The 21,370-nt window shown below is 70.4% G+C and carries 17 protein-coding genes; 7 read left to right on the forward strand and 10 right to left on the reverse strand.

Translation table 11 applies throughout. From position 1 onward, the window contains the following. The first annotated feature begins 138 nt into the window (after positions 1–138). A complete protein-coding gene (locus ACFVAE_RS08255; protein WP_378890188.1) occupies positions 139–2,757 on the forward strand; it encodes a family 20 glycosylhydrolase in 2,619 nt (872 codons plus the stop codon). Positions 2,758–2,809: 52 nt separating this feature from the next. Here ACFVAE_RS08255 and ACFVAE_RS08260 read toward each other — a convergent pair whose 3' ends face one another. The 9 genes from ACFVAE_RS08260 to ACFVAE_RS08300 form a co-directional block, all read right to left on the reverse strand. Further along, complete coding sequence (locus tag ACFVAE_RS08260) at positions 2,810–3,625, reverse strand: serine hydrolase (protein ID WP_378890190.1); 816 nt, start codon at positions 3,623–3,625, stop codon at positions 2,810–2,812. Next, positions 3,622–4,668, reverse strand: a complete 1,047-nt coding sequence (locus ACFVAE_RS08265; protein WP_378890192.1) for a C45 family autoproteolytic acyltransferase/hydolase — start codon at positions 4,666–4,668, stop codon at positions 3,622–3,624. The genes ACFVAE_RS08260 and ACFVAE_RS08265 overlap by 4 nt, the downstream gene beginning before the upstream one ends. After that, positions 4,668–5,369 (reverse strand): DUF2520 domain-containing protein, encoded by a 702-nt coding sequence (locus ACFVAE_RS08270; protein WP_378890195.1) that lies wholly within the window; start codon positions 5,367–5,369, stop codon positions 4,668–4,670. Before ACFVAE_RS08270 ends, ACFVAE_RS08265 begins: the two co-directional genes overlap by 1 nt. A gap of 29 nt (positions 5,370–5,398) precedes the next feature. Beyond that, the gene (locus ACFVAE_RS08275) at positions 5,399–6,235 is read right to left on the reverse strand and encodes a serine hydrolase (protein WP_378890198.1); all 837 of its coding nucleotides are present in this window, start codon (positions 6,233–6,235) and stop codon (positions 5,399–5,401) included. Then, a complete protein-coding gene (locus tag ACFVAE_RS08280) occupies positions 6,232–7,203 on the reverse strand; it encodes an LD-carboxypeptidase (RefSeq protein WP_378890200.1) in 972 nt (323 codons plus the stop codon). Before ACFVAE_RS08280 ends, ACFVAE_RS08275 begins: the two co-directional genes overlap by 4 nt. Beyond that, a complete protein-coding gene (locus ACFVAE_RS08285; RefSeq protein ID WP_378890203.1) occupies positions 7,200–8,849 on the reverse strand; it encodes an ATP-binding cassette domain-containing protein in 1,650 nt (549 codons plus the stop codon). Before ACFVAE_RS08285 ends, ACFVAE_RS08280 begins: the two co-directional genes overlap by 4 nt. Before the next feature lies 1 nt (position 8,850). Further along, positions 8,851–9,768 carry an ABC transporter permease gene (locus ACFVAE_RS08290; protein ID WP_378890206.1) on the reverse strand — a complete coding sequence of 306 codons (918 nt, stop codon included), beginning with the start codon at positions 9,766–9,768 and terminating at the stop codon, positions 8,851–8,853. Next, positions 9,765–10,802, reverse strand: coding sequence for an ABC transporter permease (locus tag ACFVAE_RS08295; RefSeq protein WP_378890209.1), 1,038 nt, complete (start codon positions 10,800–10,802; stop codon positions 9,765–9,767). The genes ACFVAE_RS08290 and ACFVAE_RS08295 overlap by 4 nt, the downstream gene beginning before the upstream one ends. 69 nt (positions 10,803–10,871) lie before the next feature. Beyond that, positions 10,872–12,722, reverse strand: coding sequence for an ABC transporter substrate-binding protein (locus tag ACFVAE_RS08300; RefSeq protein WP_378890212.1), 1,851 nt, complete (start codon positions 12,720–12,722; stop codon positions 10,872–10,874). A gap of 330 nt (positions 12,723–13,052) precedes the next feature. Between ACFVAE_RS08300 and ACFVAE_RS08305 the strand changes: the two genes are divergently transcribed. After that, positions 13,053–14,150 (forward strand): C39 family peptidase, encoded by a 1,098-nt coding sequence (locus tag ACFVAE_RS08305; RefSeq protein ID WP_378890214.1) that lies wholly within the window; start codon positions 13,053–13,055, stop codon positions 14,148–14,150. 7 nt (positions 14,151–14,157) lie between these two features. Here ACFVAE_RS08305 and ACFVAE_RS08310 read toward each other — a convergent pair whose 3' ends face one another. Beyond that, complete coding sequence (locus ACFVAE_RS08310; protein ID WP_378890216.1) at positions 14,158–15,267, reverse strand: M20/M25/M40 family metallo-hydrolase; 1,110 nt, start codon at positions 15,265–15,267, stop codon at positions 14,158–14,160. 112 nt (positions 15,268–15,379) lie between these two features. Here ACFVAE_RS08310 and ACFVAE_RS08315 point away from each other — a divergent pair, with 112 nt between their 5' ends. The 5 genes from ACFVAE_RS08315 to ACFVAE_RS08335 are packed head-to-tail and all read left to right on the forward strand — an operon-like array spanning position 15,380 to position 21,297. After that, positions 15,380–16,141, forward strand: a complete 762-nt coding sequence (locus ACFVAE_RS08315) for a GNAT family N-acetyltransferase (RefSeq protein ID WP_378890218.1) — start codon at positions 15,380–15,382, stop codon at positions 16,139–16,141. Next, positions 16,138–16,860 carry a MurR/RpiR family transcriptional regulator gene (locus tag ACFVAE_RS08320; RefSeq protein WP_378890220.1) on the forward strand — a complete coding sequence of 241 codons (723 nt, stop codon included), beginning with the start codon at positions 16,138–16,140 and terminating at the stop codon, positions 16,858–16,860. Before ACFVAE_RS08315 ends, ACFVAE_RS08320 begins: the two co-directional genes overlap by 4 nt. Further along, on the forward strand, positions 16,857–17,981 hold the full coding sequence (menC, locus tag ACFVAE_RS08325) for an o-succinylbenzoate synthase (RefSeq protein WP_378890223.1): 1,125 nt from the start codon (positions 16,857–16,859) through the stop codon (positions 17,979–17,981). The genes ACFVAE_RS08320 and menC overlap by 4 nt, the downstream gene beginning before the upstream one ends. Beyond that, positions 17,978–19,777, forward strand: a complete 1,800-nt coding sequence (locus ACFVAE_RS08330; protein ID WP_378890225.1) for a membrane dipeptidase — start codon at positions 17,978–17,980, stop codon at positions 19,775–19,777. The genes menC and ACFVAE_RS08330 overlap by 4 nt, the downstream gene beginning before the upstream one ends. Further along, a complete protein-coding gene (locus ACFVAE_RS08335) occupies positions 19,774–21,297 on the forward strand; it encodes a serine hydrolase domain-containing protein (RefSeq protein ID WP_378890227.1) in 1,524 nt (507 codons plus the stop codon). The genes ACFVAE_RS08330 and ACFVAE_RS08335 overlap by 4 nt, the downstream gene beginning before the upstream one ends. Positions 21,298–21,370: the final 73 nt, after the last annotated feature.

Here is a 21,370-nt window from a genome sequence, read left to right on the forward strand (position 1 = left end):
GCGAACTCGAAAGCGACGCGGAAAAGGTTCGGGAAGAGCCCTTTACTCCTGTTCACTTAACCGGGTAATCTACCGGCGAGCCGCGCCCGCGGCACTCGGAAGGAGTACGAGGACGTGCACAAGAGACGGATTCTGACGATGGCGTCATGCCTCGCGGCGGCGGGAGCACTGCTGATCGCCCCGGCCGCTGTCCAGGCGGCCGACGCCAGCACAGGCCCGGTCGTCGTCGACGGCGGGTTCGAGTCGGGGCAATGGGGCGCGCAGACCCAGCACAACCACGCCGCGCTGGTCACTCCCGGCGCCGACGGCACCGGAACGGCCGCCCGCATCGGCCTGGCCTACGCCGACGCGACCAGCAAGACCCCGATCGACGGCAACCTCCCGGTGCGCGGCACCGGGGTCGACCGCGGCATGGTCAACAAGACGGTGACCGGTGTGAAGCCGAACACCACCTACGAGTTCTCGGTCGCGCTGAAGGGCCAGGGCATCCGCTGGGGCATCTTCGACACCGAGAACGCGCCCTACTACCGCGGCCTGGCCCGCGGCGACGGCGGAGGCGAGTACGCGGCGGGCATCACCACGCCCGGCGGAGGCACCCAGTGGTCGACATACAAGACGACCATCACCACCGGTCCGCGCACCACCGAGCTGAACGCCTTCTGCTTCGTGGGCGGCAACACCTCCCCCGCGTACTGCGACGACTTCACCGTGACCGAGGTCGGTCCCGCCGAGAAGCCGCAGCAGGCGCCGGCCGGCTGGGAGGCCCCGCCGCTCGGTGCGAACGGATACCCGGTCACGATCCCCGCCGTGCAGAGCTTCACCCCCGACAACGGTTCCTGGAAGGGCTCGGTGCAGCGGATCGTCGTGGACGAGGCATCCGCCGACAGGATCACCGACGAGGCGGACCTCGGCACGGCGAGCCTGCGCGAGCTGGGCGTCACCGACGACGCGACACTCACGGTCGGCACCGCTCCCGCCGGTAGGAACAGCGTGTTCGTGAAGCTCGGCGACGTCCCGATCCCCGCGGACGCACCGGCCAACGCCCGGAAGCTCTCGGACGAGGCGTACGCGATCGAGTCCACGACGGACGGCATCGTGATCACCGCCGGTGGCGAGGCCGGAGTGCTGTACGCGTTCAGCACACTCGGGCAGGCTCTGCAGAGCACCAAGGCGGCAACCGGGGCGACGACCCTCCCCGCCGGCACCGCGGTGAACTGGACCGATATGCGCTTCCGCGCCCTGCAGGTCGACTCCGGTCGGCGCTACTACTCGATCGCGTGGCTGAAGGACCAGATCAAGGACCTCGCCTGGACGAACATGAACACCATGGTCCTGCGCGTGAAGGACGGCCAGGGCCTCCGTGTGGAGAGCGACGTGTTCCCCGAGCTGGTCGATCACCTGCCCGACGGCGGCTCCTGGTCGAAGGCCGAGATCGCCGACCTGGTGTCATTCGCCAAGCGGTACCACGTGACGATCATCCCCGAGTTCGACATGCCCGCCCACGCGACTCTCGACGCGAAGGTGTTCCCCGAGCCCGGCTACATGCTGGCCGGCGAGGCGTACAACTACTCCCGCGAGGACGTCCGCAAGCGACTGGCCGACGTGGCCGTCGAGATGGGCGAGACGTTCCAGTCGCCGTACGTGCACATCGGGGCCGACGAGTTCATGGCCCTCGACTCGCAGACGGTGCTGCAGGACTGGATCCGCACCGAGACCGGGAACGCCGCGGCGACCACCCGTGACTCGTACGCCTGGTTCCTGAACTACGTCAACAAGGCACTGAAGGATGCCGGCCGGCACACCATGGTGTGGAACGACCAGCTCAACGGACGAAACAAGATCGTTCCGCTGGACAAGGACATCACCGTCATCTTCTGGGCCGAGATCTACGGCTCCGTCGACGCGAACGACCTGCTCGCGGAAGGCCGTCAGGTGGTGGGCTCCTCCTCCGATCTGTACCACGACCTCTGGCCGACCATGGGCACCGCCGACCTCACCTCGGGCGACACCCGCAACGGCTCGGTCATCAACCGCCCGCTGCCGGAGTACGCCTGGAAGAACTACAGCAACCCGTACACCTTCTCGGGTGGCTGGGGTGCTCCGTACGAGGCGAAGCCTGAGCTTCGCGACGATGTCGCAGGGCAGTTCTTCCCCATCTGGGACGACGCGCACGGCTGGGCGCCCGAATCGGTGCTGACGAACACCCTGATGCCGCGCCTGCGCCTGTTCGCGCAGACCGTGTGGAACTCGCCGCAGCAGGTCGACTCGTTCGCATCCTTCGATCCCTACCTGCGGTTCCTCGGCCATGCTCCGTACTTCGGCGCCGAACCCGTGTTCCAGGCGCCTCGCACCCCGGAGTGGACGCTCGAGGCATCGTCGTCGCCGGCGGCCGGCTCCGAGGTCCGGCCCGGCACCCCGGTGACCTGGACGGTCACGGCGAAGGCGTCGGATGCCGCGGTGAAGGATGCCACGGTGAAGATCGACCTGTCCGATGTGTCGGACAACACCGCCCCGGTGACCGTGCGCGCCGGCTCCGGGAAGGTGACGCTGAAGGGCGCCACCGCCACCTGGACCGGCGACATCCCCGCCGACGGCACGGTGCGGATCACGGTGTCCGCGCGGATCACCGGCCCGGTCGCGAAGCCCGGATCAGACCGGAACAACACCGTCGCCCTGACCGTCGACGGATCGGCCGCGCGCGCCGTGCTCACCGGCTGCGAGGGATGCACCGGAGAATCCCTGACCGTCGTCAAGTAGCGCGATGACCGCAGCGGGGCCGTGCCGGGAATCCGGTCCGGCCCCGCTCGGCTCAGCGCTCGAGTTCCGCGCGGAGCACGAGGCCCGCGCGCCGCATCACCTCGAGTGCACGATCGCGGGCGGCTGCGCCACGCTCCCAGTTGATCAGCACGGCGTAGGCCAGGCGCCGCTCCGGCGACATGACAAGGCCGACGTCGGCGCGCACGGTGCTGATCGTGCCGGTCTTGTTCCACAGCCAGAGGTCACGGTCGAAGAGATAGTGCGCGAGCGGATCGAGCCCGAACGCCGAAGCGACCATCGACAGATCCATCCCGGCCCCGAGCCAGCGCTGCAGCAGGTCGCGCGAGGAGGCGTCGAGGTCATCGCCCCGCGCGGTGCGCGTCACGAAGCGCACCATCTCCTCCGCGTTCGCGTGCGACAGCGTGCGCGGGGCGCCCGGAGGCAGCGGCCAGCGCACGACGTCGTCGAGCCCGGAGTGCGCGTAGCCGAGCTCGCGCGTGTGCGCCTGCACCGTGTCGAGTCCGATCACCCGGCACAGGGTGTTGGTCGCGGCATTGTCGCTGGTCGCGCCGATGAGCGCCGCCACGTCGTACAGCGACAGCGTGTCCTGCTGCAGCAGGTACCAGATGCCGGAGTTGTCGAACTGCTCGACCGGGCGACGGGTGACGCGGTCGTCGAGGCTGCGTGAGCCCTGCTCCGCCTCGGTCAGCAGACGGTGCAGCAGGAAGATCTTGCCGACGCTCGCCGTGTCGAGCACGCGGTCGGGATGGTGCCGGAACAGCTCCGCGCCGGTGTCGATGTCCGCGGCGAGCGCCGACACGGCGAGTCCGGGGAATTCCTGCTCCAGCTCTTCGAATCCGATCGTCACAGCGGCACCCGCTCTCCGCGCGCGAACGCGCTCCACCGGCCGCGCCACGGCTCCCCGCTCCCGGCGAGCAGCACCTCGTCAGCCGCAGTGTCGACCACCGCGGTGACGAAGGTCCAGATGTCATCGGAGCGACCGAGGACGCCGGGGGTCCGCAGCGCCGCGAACACCTCGTCCGCGGTCGCCGGTGTCCCGCATCCGTTCAGCACGCCCAACCTGTTCCTGCTCTCCTGCAGCCACTCGTCGTCGTCGGGGACGGCAAGACCGTCGGCACTGCCGTCGATCAGGCGCAGATGGTTCGTGTGCCGATAGGCGCCCGACGCGCGGGCCACCCGGCCTCCGGCGTTCTCGATGAGATCGGCCCGCCCGCCGGCATCCGCGACGTCGAAGGCGAAGCCGCCGGCGCACGGCACCTTGGACAGCACCACGCGTGCCGCGTCACCGCTGTGCCGGCGCTGCGCGTGCCGGGCGACGAAGTGCCGTCCTGCACCGTCGGTGTTCGCAGTGACCACGGGAACGTGGTCCATCCCGAACGCGAGACCTGCCGTCGTCGTGACGAAGGCGTTCGAGGGCAACATCCCCGGGTACCAGACGGCGGTGACCGCAGGATCTCCCTCGATGTCGAGGGTGACCAGCCGGATCTCCTCGTGCAGCTCGCCGTCGCCGTCCTCGTTGTGCCCCATCAGCACACCGGCATCCGTGGTCAGCGCGAGGTCGCTGCATCCGGTGCCGTCCCTGCCCAGGTCACCGCGCAGATTGCGCGCCCACATGTCCCGCTCCGAGATGCCCGCGCCCTCGGCGATCCAGGCGAGTTCCTGCGATTCGACGGGCAGCAGCCGCCTCGTCGACGCGATGACCGCGTCGAGCCGTTCTGCGATGCCGTCCGCTCGGCGCACCTGCGCCTCCCAGGTGCCGCCCGGCAGGCCGCGGAATGCGCGGATCGCATCGGCATGCTCGCGGCCGAGAGCACGCAGGACCTCCTCGCGCCCACCTCGGAACACGCTCCAGGCCAGGCCGGAGACGGGTTCGAGGTGGCTGATCTCCATCAGAGGTCCCTGACGTCCGGCGCGGGATCGGATGCCTCGCGCAGCGCGCGCTCGACCGTGGACTGCACGAGCGCCGAGAGATAGCCACCGGGGTTCTCCACGCCGATGCCGCGCAGCAGCCCTGTGGCCTGCCCGATGATCGAGCGGGAGAACTCCGATGCCGTGGCGATCGCCTCGGCATACGCCGCGCGATCCTCCTCGGCGACGACGACCGGCTCGCAACCGAGCTCCACGGCGAGCGCCTGCGCGATCGGCAGCACCGCCGCGGGCGCGGTCACCGCCGCGTACGACGCCTGGAGCTGCCGCAGGTCGACGGTGGTGCCGGTGAACGAGATCGCGGGATGCACGGCCAGCGGGATCGCCCCGCGCTCGGCTGCCGGGCGGAGCACCTCGATGCCGTACTCGGGGTCGGTGTGCAGCACGAGCTGGCCCATCTGCCAACCGCCGGTCGCGGCGAGACCCGCGACGAGGTCGGGCAGCTGGTCGTGCGGCACCGCGAGGACGACCAGTTCGCTGCGGCGCACGACCTCGGATGCCTCGAGCACCTCCGCTCCGGGCAGCACCGCGGCCGCCCGGTCGTCATCCGAACCCGAGGTGATCCCGGTGATCGCGTGCCCGGCTCCGGCGAGTGCGGCGCCGATCACCGGCCCCACCCGCCCCGCGCCGATGATGCCGACACCGAGTCGTCCGTTCCGAGTCATCCGTCGATGCTAACGCCGTGGGTCACAGCTCAGAGCGCGGCGTCGTCGCGGGCCAGACCGGTGACGTGCGCCCTCAACTGCTCGCCGATCGCGCGCATCGCGTCGATCACCGGCGCGCGCAGGTCGGCCTCGCTGCCCTTCCAGTTCGCGGCCACGGCGTACGCCACGGTCGCTGCAGGGCCGGTGAGGTGCCCGGTGTCGATGCGTGCGAACGACGTGCTGCCCGTCTTGTGACGCAGCACCATGTCCTGGTACTCGGGCTCGACGTGCGCGAGCGGGTCGAGCAGCAGCGAGTCGGCGACCATCGAGGTGTCGGCGTTCGCGGCGAGCCAGGTGAGCACCTGCTCGCTCACCTCGGGCGAGATCACGTCGCCCGCGCCCAGCCGGCGCATCACGTCGGCGAGCTCGGCGCCGGTGCCGAAGGACGGCGTCCACGGCAGGTCCGGCGTGCGCTCGGAGCGGATGTAGTCGTGCAGCGCGGTGTCCTCGTACCCGAGTGAGGGGGCGACCGCGCGCACCTCCTCCAGCCCGCACAGCGCGATCAGCGCGTTGGTGGCGAGGTTGTCGCTGAACGCTCCGACGAACAGGGCCGCGTCCCACACCGACACGCGCTGATCCCGCATCCGGTACAGCAGCCCGGAGTCCTCGACGACGTGCTCCGCGGGGATCGGCACGACCTGATCCGCCGACAGTGATCCCTCGGCGAGCCGCCGCGCCACCTCGATCAGCAAGAAGATCTTGCCGATGCTCGCGGTCTCGCACTGCTGGTCCGGCGTGTGCTCGGCGAGCACGGCGCCGGTCTCGGTGTCCACGACCCGGATCGACCAGGTGACCCGCTCGTCCAGCTCCGGCAGCTCTATCGTCATCGCAGTTCCTCTCCGACGACGAGCCGGATGCCGGAATCCCCGGCCTCCAGCGCACCGTCCACGTTCATCGGCACGCTCAGCGCGTTCGGGTCGTGCCCGAAGCCCTGTTCCCAGAGCACCGGCCTGCCGAGCTCGGCGAAGTACTCGGTCATCAGCGCCTTCACCCCGTCGAGCTCCGCACAGTTGTGCCACGAGCCGAGCACGATCGCGGATGCCGCGGCGATGCGCCCCGCTCGCACCAGGGCGTTCAGGAATCCGTCCAGCCGGTAGAGCTCCTCGTCGATGTCCTCGAGGAACAGGATGCCGCCGGGCGCGACCGCCGACTCGGGCGCGCCGAGCGCGCCCGCGAGCAGGGCGAGGTTGCCGCCGGTGAACCGGCCGGATGCGCTGCCCGGCACCATCACCTCGGTCGCGGGCCCGACGATCTCACGCCCGCCCCACGGCTCGAACAGCCAGCGATGCACGTCGTCGCGGATCACCTCCGAGTCGCGGAACACGTCGTTGCCCGGCATCGGGCAGAACAGCGTCGGCGCATCGAGGTGCACGCGGAAGGCCTCGTGCAGCGCGGTGATGTCGGATGATCCGGTGAGCAGCTTCGGCCTTCCGTCACGGCGCAGCGCGGCCCCGCGCATCAGGTCCCAGTCGATCCCGTCCAGCAGCCGCATCGCCCCGTACCCGCCGCGCACGCACACGACAGCGGCGGTATCCGGATCGAGCCAGGCGTCGACCAGATCGTCACGGCGCCCGGCATCCGGCCCTGCGAGGTACTTCGCCCGCGGATGCGGGTGCAGCACGTGCTCGCCGACGGTGACCTCGAGTCCCCAGTCGCGGTAGTACCCCACCGCGCGCTCCAGGCTCTCGGCGTCACCGAGGCCGGAGGGCGTGATGAAGTGCACCCGGTCCCCCGCCTGTAGCGGAGCCTGGGTCAGGTACGCGTGCCGGTCCGCTGCCACGGCCGTACCGCTCATGCCCCGGTCCGCTCGATCGTCGGAGCCGCGGCGAGCAGGCGCCTGGTGTAGTCGTGCTGCGGGTCCAGCAGCACCTGCTCGGTGGTGCCGTACTCCACGATCTCGCCCTCCAGCATCACGGCCACGGTGTCGGCGATGTTCCACGCCAGCCCGAGGTCGTGCGTGATGACCAGGGCGCTCAGCCCGAGGCGATCGCGCAGCGACAGCAGCAGCGCGAGGATCTCGCCGCGCACCGAGGCATCCAGCGAGGCGACCGGCTCGTCGGCGACGAGCATCTGCGGGCCGAGTGCGAGCGCCCCGGCGATCACCGCGCGCTGACGCTGCCCGCCGGAGAGCTCCTGCGGGATCGCCGTCATGAACCGCTCCGGCGGCGTCAGCTCGGCATCCGTCAGGCTCTGCGCGACCCGCTCGGCCTCGTCGCCGGGATAGCGCTGCACGCGCAGCCCCTCGGCGACGGACTCGTAGATGCTCAGCTTGGGGTTCAGCGCCGCTGTGGGATCCTGCAGCACCATCTGCACCTCGTTGCGGAACGCGCGCAGCGCCTTTCCGCCGCGCGGCAGATCCTGTCCTCGGAACCGCACGGACGAGGGCTCGTCCGCGTGCTGCAGTCCGACGAGAGTGCGCGCCAGGGTCGTCTTGCCAGAGCCGGACTGGCCGACCAGCGCGAGGATCTCTCCTCGGCGCACCTCGAGGTCGACGTTCTTCACCGCCCGCAGCGACCGGCCGCGGCCGTGGAAGGTGACGTTCAGCCCCTTCGCCTGCAGCAGCACCTCGTCGGTCAGCCCCTGCTTCTCGGCCGCATCCGCCGGGCGCTCGCGCCGGGTCACCGGGTTCAGGCGGGACGCCGGATCGCCGATGGTCGGGAACGCGTCGGCGAGCTGCTTCGTGTACGGATGCTCCGGCTGCAGGCACACCCGCAGAGACTCCCCCACCTCGACCAGTTCGCCGTCGCGCATCACGGCGATCCGTTCGCAGGCGGTCGCGAGCACTGACAGGTCGTGGCTGATCATCAGCATCGAGATGCCGCGCTCGGTGACCAGCGCGCTGATCATCTCCAGGATCTGCTTCTGCACGATCACGTCGAGGGCCGTGGTCGGCTCGTCCGCGATGATGATGTCGGGCTCGCAGGCCAGCGCCATCGCGATCATCACGCGCTGCTTCTGGCCGCCCGACATCTCGTGCGGATACGAGTCGATCTTCTGCGGCGCGAGGTCGACGACGCGCAGCAGCTCGGCGACGCGCGCCTTGCGCTCCTTCTCGGTGCGCCAGGCGTCCGTGACGTGCAGCTCGAGCGCCTCCGTGATCTGCTGGCCCACGGTGCGGACCGGGTTCAGCGAGTGCATCGCGCCCTGGAAGATGATCGACGCGTCGGCCCAGCGCAGCGCGCGCAGCGCGCCGAAGTTCAGCTCCGTGACATCCGTGTCGCCGACGAGCACGCGGCCGGTGAGCTTCGCGTTGGCCGGCAGCAGGCGCAACACGCTCATCGCGAGCGTGGACTTGCCCGAACCGGACTCGCCCGCCACGCCCAGAGTGCCGCCCGCGGGCAGCTTCAGCGAGATGTTCTTCACCGCGTGCACCTCGCCGCGGCCGCCTCGGCCCGAGGTGCGGTACGTGATCGAGACGTCGTCGAAGGTCAGATCCGGCATCTCAACGGCTCCTCAGGGTCGGGTTGATGATGTTCTCCACGGCACGGCCGACCAGGGTGAAGGCCAGCACCACCAGCACGATCGCGACGCCGGGGACGAGCACGTACCACCAGTAGCCTGCTGTCGCCGCGGAGTAGTCCATCGAGTTCTTCAGCACCGAGCCCCAGGACTGCATGGTGGTGTCGCCGAGGCCGAGGAACGACAGCGTCGACTCGGCGATGATCGCCGATCCGACGGTGAGCGTGGTGTTCGCGAGCACGAGCGGCAGCACGCCGGGCAGCAGGTGCTTGACGATGATGTGCCAGTGCCCCGCGCCGAGCACCCGGGAGCGCTCGATGTAGTCGCGCGACTCGACCGACAGGGTCTGCGAGCGCACCACGCGGGCGGTGCCCGCCCACGAGGTGAGGCCGATCGCGATGACGATCGTCCACACGCCGCGAGTGAGGACCGAGGAGAGCACGATCGCGAGGATCAGCGACGGCAGCACCAGGAAGAAGTCGATGATGCGCATCAGCAGTCCGCCGGTCCAGCCGGTGAAGTGCCCGGCGCCGATGCCGACGATCGTGCCGATGAACATCGACACGGCGGTGGCCGCGAAGCCGACGATCAGCGAGACCTGCGCGCCCCACACCATGCGCACCCAGATCTCGCGACCCAGGTGGTCGGTGCCGAGCGGATGCTCCCACGACGGCGGCGCGAAGCGCGGCGCGTCGACGAGCTTCGTGGCATCCAGCATCCATGCCGGCGCGAGGAGCGGCGCGAGGATCGCGACGACGATCACGACGACGAGGAAGATCAGGCCGGCCATGCCGGTGCGGCTTCGGGCGAATTCACGGCAGAAGGCGCCGAACGCCTTGCGGCGTCGCGCCCAGGCCATGCTGCGCGGGGAGCGCGTGATGGTGGCGGTCTGGGCGCTCATGCGTGCCTCACTCTCGGGTCCAGCACACGGTAGATGAAGTCGGCGATGAGGTTCATCACGATGATGATCGCCGAGAAGACGACGAAGGTGCCCTGCAGCAGAGGCAGGTCAGGGCCCTGGATGGCCTCGAAGGTGAGCTTGCCGAGGCCCGGCCAGGAGAACACCGTCTCGACGGTGACCGCGCCGGCGATCAGCCCGCCGAGATGCATGAACACCAGGGTGACCGCGGGCAGCAGCGCGTTCGGCACCGCGTGCCGGCTGCGCACCAGGTCGTCGCGCAGGCCCTTCGCCCGTGCGGTGACCAGGTAGTCCGCGCTCTTCTCCTCCATGACGGATGCCCGCATCACGAGCACGTACTGGGCGTAGACGACCGCGACCATGGTGATCACGGGCAGCACCATGTGCGAGATCACGTCCAGGATCTGGCCGATCACATCATCCGGCGGATTCGGCGAGGTCATCCCGCCGGTGGGGAACCAGTGCAGCGTCCCTCCGAAGACCATCAGCAGCAGCAGGCCGAGCCAGAAGGTCGGCACCGACCACAGCACCAGCGAGGTGCCGGTGGTCATCTTGTCGAACCGCGACCCGTGCAGCCATCCGGCCTTCTGCCCGAGCCAGAGACCGAGTGTGATCGCGATGACCGCGGCCGTGCCGGTGAGCAGGATCGTGTTCCAGAAGTACTCGCCGATCAGCGACGAGACCGACTGCTTGTACACGTAGCTCTCGCCGAAGTTCAAGGTGAACACGTTTCCGAGATAGGTCAGGAACTGCTGCCAGAGCGGCTGGTCCAGGCCCATCTGATGGCGCAGCTGCTCGATCTGCTCCGGAGTCATGATGCGATCCTTGGCGATCGACGCCACAGGGTCGCCGGGCAGGATCTTGAAGGCGAAGAACCCGAGGAGGATCACCATCGCCAGGCTGATCAGCGCACCGCCGATCTTCGTGAGCGCGTACTTCAGCGCGGGGACGCCGCGCGGCGCCTCGCCCTGCTCCTCCAGGATGACGGCCTCCGTGGCCGGCACCGCATTCGACATCTGCGTCTCCTTCTGCTGTCGCCGAGATGGCGGGGGCCCGGTCAGGCCCCCGCCATCCTGGTCAGGGTGTCATTCGACGTCGGCGCTGTTCCGGCGTCGCATCACGAGGAAGATGATGCCGCCGATCACGATGACGGCGATCACCACTCCGGTCACGATCAGGCCGACGTTCGGGCCGCTGTCCGCAGCCGCGGCCTCATCACCGACGGCGGCGACCGTCAGGTAGCCCCAGTAGCCGGACTGGTTCGCGATGATGCCGTCCTTCTTCGGCATGAGCGAGAAGTCCTGGAATCGGTCGGAGCGGTACGCCTCGAGGCTGTTGGCGTACCAGGTCGCGATCTGCGGGGTCGCGGTGTAGTTCATCTCCAGCATCTCGCGCACGATCGCCTCGCGCTTGCTCTCGTCGACCTCGGTGTGCTGCTGCTGGTAGAGCTTGTCGAACTCCGGGTCGCACCAGCCGTCCTGCGAGGTGCCGCCCGTGCCGTCGGTCTTGGTGGCCAGGCCCGAGCAGGTGTTGATGCCCAGTTGATAGTCGGGGTCGGCGCCCTGGCTCCAGCCGCTGACGTACATGTCGTAGTTGCCCTTGGTGGTCTCGGCGGAGATCGTGTCGGTGTCGGACGACTCCACCTTGATCGTGATGCCGATGTCCTTCATCCACGGCACGAAGTACTCGGCCAGGGACTGCTCGAGAGGTGCGCTCGAGTCGGCGAACAGGCGCAGTTCGAGCTTCTTGCCGTCCTTCTCGCGGATGCCGTCGGAGCCCGCCTTCCAGCCGGCCTCGTCGAGCTTCTGCTTCGCGGCTTCGGGATCGAACTTCATGATCACCTTGTCGTCCGCCGGCAGCGTCCACTTCGGGTACGAGGCGGGGATGAAGCTGGTGGCCTCGACGCCGTAGCCGCCGAGCACCTTGTCGAGAAGCGTCTTGGTGTCGGTGCCGAGGCGGATCGCCTGGCGCACGGCCTCGTCCTGCAGCGCGGGGTTGCCGTTGCCGTAGGGAGTGCCGTCCTGGGTCTTCGCTCCGACGTTGAAGCTGAGCGCCGTGTAGCGGCGGCCCTGGCCGGAGTGGGTGGTGATGCCCTTGACGCCGTCCAGCGCCTCGAACTGGGTCGAGGTGAGCCCGGTGACCATGTCGACGTCACCCGAGCGCAGCGCCTGCACCTGGGCGTCGGAGTTCGTGTAGTAGACGTACTGGATCTTGTCGATCTTCGGAGCGCCCTTCCAGAACTCCTTGTTCGCCTTCAGCACGATCGACTGGTTCGCCTTGTAGCTCTCCAGCAGGAAGGGCCCGGAGCCGACGACGTCCTTGTCGTTCGCGTACTCCGCGGGGTTGTCGATCTTCTCCCAGATGTGCTTGGGCACGACGGGGATCTCGACCCCGGGGTTCGGCGCCTGCGGGTCCTTCATCTTCAGCACGACGGTCTTGTCGTCGGGCGTCTCGATCGAGTCGAGGTTGGCGAGCAGTCCGCCGTTGGCGACGCCGAGGGCCGGGTCGTCGATCATCGACTGGTAGGTGTAGGCGACGTCGGCCGAGGTGATCGGCTCGCCGTCTGACCACTTCAGGCCGTCCTGCAGCGTGAAGGTCCAGGTCTTACCGCCGTCGGACGGCTCCCACTTCTCGGCGAGCCCCTTCGTGGGCGAGCCGTCCTCCTGCGAGTTCTGCACGAGGAACTCGTACGTGTACCGCAGGATGTTCGTCGGTGTCAGGTAGATCGAGGTGAACGGGTTGAACGAGTCCACGAAGCCCGAGGTCGCCACACGCAGCGTCTTCGCGTCGGATTTGGAGGGCGAGGCCGTGGAGTCCGCGGCATGGATGCCGGCGGGGCCGGCGGCGTTCGCGACCGTGGCGGGGGCGACGACCATCGCGGCGGCCGCCGCCACGCACAAGGCGCGGACCAGGAATTTACTGTGACGAGTTCGCATCAGGGTCCTTCTCTCGGTGCGGAGCCGTGGGGAGGCGGCCCCTGGGGATTCAGTTATAGAACCGCACGCCAGCGCTCTGGTCAACAGATTCGTACCAGATCGTTGCCTTCGAAGGGAGACTCGCGATGTCATCCTCGACTTCTCGCGATCGGTTTCTCGGCGGCTGCGTTGACGCGCCTACAGCCTACGACACGTGTCATGCCTTGGGGAAACAGGTTTCCGGAGCGTTGCGATCATGTGAACTGGGCCATCGGCACAGCCTTGACAGCACACCACCGAGCGACCGATGATCCGTTACAGATCATCGGTCTTAACTTTTAGGGAGCCTCCGTGTCGACTCCGACCACGTCCACCGTCCCGCTCACGACGCCGAGGTGGCGCACCCGGCTCCTGCGCGCCGATCCTCAGATCGGCTGGGAGGGGCGAACGTGGACGTCCGCGGTGCTGGAGCCCGGCTTCGCCGCCGATCAGGCGATCGCGTCGTGGAACGCGGATGCCGGGGTCGCGGCGCACGTCGAGATCCGTGCACGTGATGTCGACGCTACCTGGTCGGAGTGGCTCCCCCTCGCCGACTGGGGCGAGGCGGGCGCGCGTCGCAGCCCCGAAAACGCCTCGGATGACATCTCGGATGCCGCGAATGCCGCGCCGTTCGTGGACACGGACGTGCTGAAGGCTGCACCGGAGCATCCGTTCGACGCCGCCCAGCTGCGCATCACCCTCGACGGGCGAGACGGCGGCTCGTCGCCCCTGCACCTGGCCGCCGTGAGCTTCACCGCGCCGGCCGACGCCGGCCCGCTCGAGGACGACGCGGCTGGAGGTGCGGTCGGCGCGGCGGCCGCGCTGCAGCCGCTCTCGCAGCGCGCGTATCCGAAGCGCGACGACCTGGGCGGCGGCGGTCCGGTGTGGTGCTCCCCCACGTCGCTGACGATGGTGCTCACCGCCTGGGGCGCCGAGGTGCCGGAGTCCCCCGCGGATGCCCCGGACGGAACGGACCCGCACGTGCCGTGGGTGGCTCGCGCGGTGTACGACACCACCTACGTCGGCACGGGAAACTGGTCGTTCAACACCGCGGTGGCAGGCACCCTCGGCTTCGACGCGCTGGTGACCCGGCTGCCGTCGCTGCGCGACGCGCGGGCACTGACGGATGCCGGCATCCCGGTGGTCTCGTCGATCCGCTTCGCCGACCGCACCGAACTCCCCGGCGCCGACTACGAGGCGCCCACCGGTCACCTCGTCGTGATCCGCGGCTTCACCCCGTCGGGCGACGTGCTGGTCGCCGACCCGGCGAGCCCCGGCGGTCCCGAGGGCCTGCGGACCTATCCGCGGGCGGCCTTCGACACCACCTGGTCGCGCAGCCGTCGCACGGTGTACCTGGTCGTCCCGCGCGGGCTCGAGCTGCCGGATGCTCCGGGCGATGGGGCCTGGTAGCCGCCGGTCAGACCGCGGCGAGCACAGCCTCGAGCAGGTCGATGCGGGCGGCCAGCGACGACAGCGAGGCGTGCTCGCCGACGGCGTGCGCTCCGCCGCCGCGCGGCCCGAAGCCGTCGATCGTCGGGATGCCGAGGCTGCCCAGCAGGTTCGCGTCGCCCGCGCCGTCGGCCGGTCGTCCGTCGACCGGCTGACCGATCCGGCGGCCGGCATCCGCGACCAGCGCGAGCAGGCCCTCGTCGGCCGCGGAGGGGCTCCACGCCGGGCGGTGGCTCAGCACGACGGTCTCGACGACGGCACCGGCACGCACCGGCACCAGCGCGCGCAGCGCGCCGAGCACCCGGTCCTCGGTGGCGCCGTCCAGGAAGCGCAGCCCGATCTCGGCCGCAGCCTCCGCCGGCACGACATTCGCCCGCCCGCCGCCGCTGATCGTCCCGACGTTGCAGAGCACCTCCGACTGCAGTGCCGAATCGGCCACGACGGCCCGGATCGCCACGAGCTGGTCGACGAGCTCGTCGATCGCCGAGATCCCGGCATCCGGGTCGAGCGCCGCGTGCGCGGCGCGGCCGCGCACCCGCACGCGCAGCCGGGTGCTGCCGCGCCGTCCGACCTTCATCGCGCCGTCGGGATGCGGCGATTCGAAGCCGATCGCGCCCGCGACGCCCGCCGCGCACTCCCGCAGCAGGTCCTGCGAGTGCGGCGAGCCGATCTCCTCGTCGCTGACCAGGATCGCGCGCACGGCCCGGTGCCGGCGACCCCGCAGCCGCTCCACGGCGGCGATCATCGCGACCAGGCCGCTCTTCATGTCGTAGACGCCGGGACCGCGGACGACGTCGCCGTCCTCCACCCAGGGCACCTCACCGGCGAGAGTGCCTCGCGGCCAGACGGTGTCGGTGTGCCCGACCAGCAGCAGCGGAGCACCCTCGCCACGCACCTCGGCGACGAGATGAGGACCGGTCGTGCCATCGACCAGACGCACCGAGGCACCGGCATCCGTCCACCACTGCGCGAGCAGCGCGGCGATCTCGCGTGCCGCGTCGACGTCCGTCGAGGGGGACTCGATCTCGACCAGCCGGCGCAGTCTCGCCAGCACGCGGTCTGCTTCAGCATCCGTCACGATCGCCCCTCTCGTACGTTGTTATGGAACATATCGCATGATCGATCGCCACGGACTTCTCAGCTATCCTCGGTCTTCCGATCAGATTCCAGTGGAATATAGGATACGTATCATGCACGACGCACCGGGGCGACGGTACCATTGCGCGACGCTGCGCAGCCATCCTGAGCTGCACGCCGCCGCCGAACTCTACGCGCGCGTCTTCGACTACGACACCCCCGATCTGCACCTGAACACCAACCTGCTCAGTGCGCTGGTGCGCAACGGCGGCTCGGCGATCGGCGCCCGCACCGAGGACGGCGAGCTGATCGGATTCGCCTACGGCTTCGCCGGCCGCGACCGCGAAGGCTCCGAGTTCCACTACTCGCAGGCCGCCGTGGTCGACCCCGCGCACCAGAGCGCCGGCGTCGGACGACTGCTCAAGTACGCCCAGCGGGACGTCGCCCTGGGTTGGGGGCAGCGCCGGATGCGGTGGACCTTCGACCCCTCTCTGGCTCGCAACGCGCACTTCAACTTCAACACCCTCGGTGCCGAGGGCATCGGCTACGAGGACGACTACTACGGCCGCCCTGGCACCGACCGCATCGTCGTGGAGTGGGCGCTTGACCGGCACCACGACCCCTACGCCGCGGAGCGGGCGCTGCAGCCCCCGGCCTTCGAACCCGACGACTGGGGACGGCAGGTCCCCGCAGGAGACGACGCGATCTGGCTGCCGGTCCCCGCAGAGCCGGGAGACTCCGCCGTGTGCCGCACAGTGCGTGCCGGACTGCGAGAGATCGTCACAGACGGTCGCGTGCTGGTCTCGTGCACGAGAATCGACGACAGGACCGCCGCGCATCTCGCGGTGCGCCGCCTCGACGAGGAGGAAGAGTGAGCGCGAAAAGGCCCCCCGCCCAGCACCCGCAAGACGAGGACGCCCACGACCGGACACTCGTCTCGCCGGAGGAGCGATACGGCGAGCGCATCCGCACCAACGTCTCGGCCGAGGCGCTGCAGGCGCGTGTGATCGAGGCGGAGACCCGCTCGCTGGCGCAGACCTTCGACGAGCTCTCGCGCACCGGAGACGTGCCCCGCGCGGCGACGCTGATCCTCGGCGCGCGGCGCCGGTACATCGGCGGGCAGGGCAAGGCTGCGGCATACGCCGAGCTGCTCGGCGCCGATCTCTCGGCCACCCTCTCGAACGTGTTCCTCGTCGACGGCAGAGCGCTCACGCCGCTGACCGTGCTCACCGATGTGCGCGTCAGCGACGTGCTCGTGGTGTTCTCGATGCGCCGTTACCGGGAGGACACCGTACGGTTCGGCGAGCTGTTCCGCGAGGCCGGCGGCCAGCTGGTGGTCATCACCGACAGTGAGGACGCGCCCCTGGCATCCGTCGCCTCGGCCCTCATCCGCGTGCACACCGGGTCGGCGTCCTACGCCGACTCCCCCACCTCGGTCGCCGCGGTCTGCCACCTGCTGTCCACGCTCACGACGGCGAGCGCCAAGGGTGCGCGGCGCCGGCTGGCGGTGCGCGACCGGTTCGGCAGCGACCTGGGCCTGTACCACCCCGGCCCGCTCACCGGCCCGGCCGCGGGAACGGAGCCGCAGGGATGAGGATCGATCGGCTGCGCCTGTTCGAGGTCTCGCTCCCGCTCGTGCACGGGTTCCAGACCAGCTCGCACCGCAAGACGGGCCTCGACCACATCCTGATCGAGGCGACGGATGCCGAGGGCCGGGTCGGCTGGGGCGAGATCGCCTCCCCCGCAGACCCGTTCTACGGCTCCGAGACCACCGAGACGGCGTGGACGATCGCGCTGCGCCACCTGGTGCCCGCCGCGCTCGGCGCCGAGTGGGAGACGCCGGAGCAGCTCGAGACGAGCTGGCGACGGGTGCGCGGCCACGAGTTCGCGAAGGCCGGGTTCTCCGCCGCGGGCTGGGACCTTCATGCCCGCGGCCATGGCCTGTCCCTCGCTGAGGACCTCGGCGGCACCCGCGAAGAGGTGGTCGCCGGGGTGTCGCTCGGCATCGAACCCAGCATCGACGACCTGCTCGTGCAGGTGCAGCACCAGCAGGATGCCGGGTACGGCAGGGTCAAGCTCAAGATCGCTCCGGGCTGGGACGTGGAGCCCGTGCGGGCGGTGCGCGCCGCGCATCCGGAGCTCGACCTGCACGTCGACGCGAACGGCGCCTACCCCGACGACGATGAGTCCACCGCGGTGTTCCGAACCCTCGACGACGCGCAGCTGACGATGATCGAGCAGCCCTACGCTCCCCGCGACTTCGTGGCGCACGCGAGACTGCAGCAGAGCATCGCCACGCCCATCTGCCTCGACGAGTCGGTGGTCGACCTCGGCGATCTGCGCACCATGCTGGCGCTGGACGCCGGCCGCATCCTGAACATCAAGGTGTCGCGGATGGGCGGGCTGTCGGTGGCGCGTGCCGCGCACGACATGGCGGCGGATGCCGGCGTTCCGGTGTGGTGCGGCGGCATGCACGAGTTCGGGGTGGGCCGCGCGGCCAATGTGGCGATCTCGTCGCTGCCGAACTTCACCCTGCCCTCGGATGTGTCAGGCTCGGACAAGTACTTCGCCCGCGACGTGGTGACTCCCGCGATCTCGGCGCACGAGGGCCGGGTGACCGTGCCCGGCGCCCCGGGGATCGGCTTCGAGGTCGACCTGGACTGGGTGCGGCAGAACACCTCCCGCAGTTTCGACACGGACAGGAGCGACGGATGATCCCCGTCATCGACGGCCACAACGATCTCGCCTGGGAGCGCCGCGAGCGCTTCGGGTCGACGACCGAGGGCCTCGACGGTCCGGTGCCCTCGCTGCACACCGATCTGCCGCGGCTGGCCGCCGGCGGTGTCGGCGGGCAGTTCTGGTCGGTGTGGGTGGACCCTGCACTCGTCGGCGCCGAGCAGGTCACCGCGACGCTGGAGCAGATCGACTTCGTGCATCGGCTGGTCGCGGCATACCCCGACCGACTCGCCGCCGCACGCACCGCCGCTGACGTGCGGACGGCGATGGCCGACGGCCGGATCGCCTCGCTGATCGGCGTCGAGGGTGGTGCCCAGATCGACGGGTCGCTGGGGGTGCTGCGGCAGTACGCGCGTCTCGGCGCCAGGTACATGACGCTCACCTGGTCGCACACGATCGCGTGGGCCGACTCGGCGACCGACGAGCCGCAGCACGGCGGGCTGACCGATTTCGGGCGCGACGTGGTGCGGGAGATGAACCGGATCGGCATGCTGGTCGACCTCGCGCACGTGGCGCCGACGACGATGCGCGACGCCCTCGCCGTGACCACCCGTCCGGTCGTGGTCACGCACTCCTGCGCGCTCGCACTGTGCGATCATCCACGCAACGTGCCGGACGACGTGCTGGCCGCGATCGGAGCCCAGGGCGGCGTCGTGATGGTCGCGTTCGTGCCCTCGTTCGTCTCGCAGACCCGACGCGAGTGGGTGCTGGCGGGCGAGCACGGCGAGCCGCCGTTCGTCGGGATCGCGGATGTCGCGGACCACATCGAGCACATCCGCGACGTCGCGGGCGTGCACGCGGTCGGACTCGGCGCCGACTACGACGGCACCGGGTCGATGCCGACCGGGCTCGACGACGTCTCGCGCTACCAGGACCTGCTCGAGGAGCTTCGCTCCCGCGGCTGGTCGCAGGAGGACCTCGAGGCCGTCGCGCACGGCAACGTGCTGCGCGTGCTCGAGGCGTCGGATGCCGACCACACGGCGTTCCTCTCCGGCACCGCCGGTGAGCCGGTGTCGGTCGCCCCGTCGGTGGATGTCGCACAGCGCACCGAAGCCCAGGCGCCGCGGGTGCTGGTCGTGGTGAACGCCGAGACCTCCGGGCCGCGCCGACTCGGCCACTGGCTCGAGGAGGAGGGGCTCGCCGTCGACGCCGTGCTCGGATCCGACGGTCTGCCCACCGACCTGAGCGGCTACGACGGACTGGTGATGCTCGGCGGCGGGCTGATGCCCGATGACGACGACCGCGCTCCGTGGCTGGCGCAGGAGCGCGTGCTCGCCCGTGAGGCGATCGATGCCGACCTGCCCACCCTCGGCATCTGCCTGGGCGGCCAGCTGCTCGCCCACGTCGCGGGCGGCGAGGTGCGCGCCTCGTTCGGACCGAAGGAGCGCGGCGCGACGCTGATCACACCCTCGCCCCATGGATCGGAGGACGCCCTGTTGTCGGCGCTCGAGGATGCCGCGCACATGATCGAGAACCACCAGGACATGATCACGGCGCTTCCGCCGGACGCGGTGCTGCTCGCCTCGAGCGCGGCGGTCGAGAACCAGGCCTTCCGGCTCGGCGCGCACGTGCGCGGGCTGCAGTTCCACCCCGAGGTGGGCGCGGAGGATCTCACCCGCTGGCAGGAGCCGACCACGCGCGCGGAGGGCGACCGCCCCGTCGCGGAGCTGCTCGCAGAGGCCAGGGCCGTGGACGGCGTCAACACCCGTGCGAGCCGGGCGATGGCCGCGGCCTTCGCCGCCGAGGTGCGCGCAGCCGCTGCGGCCAGGGCATGACCGGCTCCGCTCACGAGCCGCTGGCCGCGCATGCGGCGGCCGCGCTGACCGAGAGGCTGGATGCCGCGACACTGCGGCGATCCCCGGCATCCGTCGCCGCGGTGACCCTGCACGGCGAGGTCGTGGCGGTGCACGCGCACGGCGAGCCGCGCCGTGACGGCGCGGCGACCGAGCCGGGCACGGTGTTCCGGATCGCGTCGATGTCGAAGAGCTTCCTCGCCGCGACCGCGCTGTCGCTGCGCGACGAAGGCCTGCTCGACCTGCACGCGCCGATCGCGCAGTACGTGCCGGAGGCCGCCGCGGCGCGCCACGACGGCCGCCCGGTGCGGATCACGCTCGACACGCTGCTCAGCAACCGCTCGGGGCTGCCTGAGGACAACGCCTGGGGCGACGAGCACCTCGGCGAATCGCGGGAGTTCATCGGCGCGCTCGTCGGTGAGGGACTCACCCTGTCGGCGACGACGGCGACCGAGTACCAGTACTCCAACGTCGGGCAGTCGCTGGTGGGTCGCGCGATCGAGGCCGTCACCGGACGCCCGGTCGAGGACGTCATCAGGGAGCGGATGCTCGCCCCGCTGGGGCTCGCCGACACCAGGGCGTCCGCCGACCTGTATCCCGCCGGAGCCGACCTCGCGCGCGGCTTCCGCACCTTCGACGACGGCGACTCCTTCGTGCCGGAGCCCTACGTCGGCACCGGCGCGCTGGGCTGCATCGGCAGTCTGTTCAGCACGGTCGCGGACATCGCCGTGTGGATGGAGTTCCTCGGCTCGGGGTTCGATCCGGATGCCGCCGACGCCGTGCTCTCCGCCGCCTCACGGCGCGAGCTGCAGGTCGCGCACACGCTGATCTCGCCGGTGATCAGTCAGTTCACGGGCGCCGATCTCGACGGCGCCGGGTACGGGTACGGCCTGGTCGTCGAGCATGATCGTCGCTTCGGCCGGATCGTGCAGCACGCCGGCGGCCTGCCCGGATTCTCGTCGCACATGCGCTGGCACCCGGCCACCGGGATCGGCGTCGTCGTGTTCGGCAACTCCGACCAGTTCGGCGCCGGAGGGATCGCCGGCGCCGTGCTGCACGACGTGCTCGGCCGGGTCGACGCCCCGGCCGCCAGCGTGCGTCCCTGGCCCCAGACGGTCGCCGCCGCGCGCCGCATCGACGACCTGCTGCGCGCAGGACGGTCGGATGCCTGGGATCAGGCCGGCCCGCTCGCCCGCAACGTGCTCCGCGATGTGCCCGCTGAGGTGCGCGCGGCGCGGCTCCGTGCCGCCCTCGAGCGGACCGGCGAGCCACTGGCGGATGCCGCGCCTTTCGAAGAGCGCGTGGTCGCGGCGGCCGACGCCTCCGCGCTGCGCTGGACCGTGCCCTGCCGCGCCGGCGCACTGGTGTGCGACGTGCGGATGGTCGGACTGCACGACCCGATCGTGCAGTCCATCGACGTGCGGGTCGCCGGCGAGACCGGCCGCAAGCCCGAGGGCGAGGCGGCCCGGGTCACCGACCACTGCCGGGTCGTGCTGGACTGACTGACCTGCCCGGGTCCTGAGCGAGCGCCCTTCGTCTCGTCGCTGGCGCTCCTCGCTCAGGACCCGGGGATGG

Origin of the sequence: Microbacterium sp. NPDC057659, from assembly GCF_042799915.1 — a bacterium.
Lineage (GTDB): Bacteria > Actinomycetota > Actinomycetes > Actinomycetales > Microbacteriaceae > Microbacterium.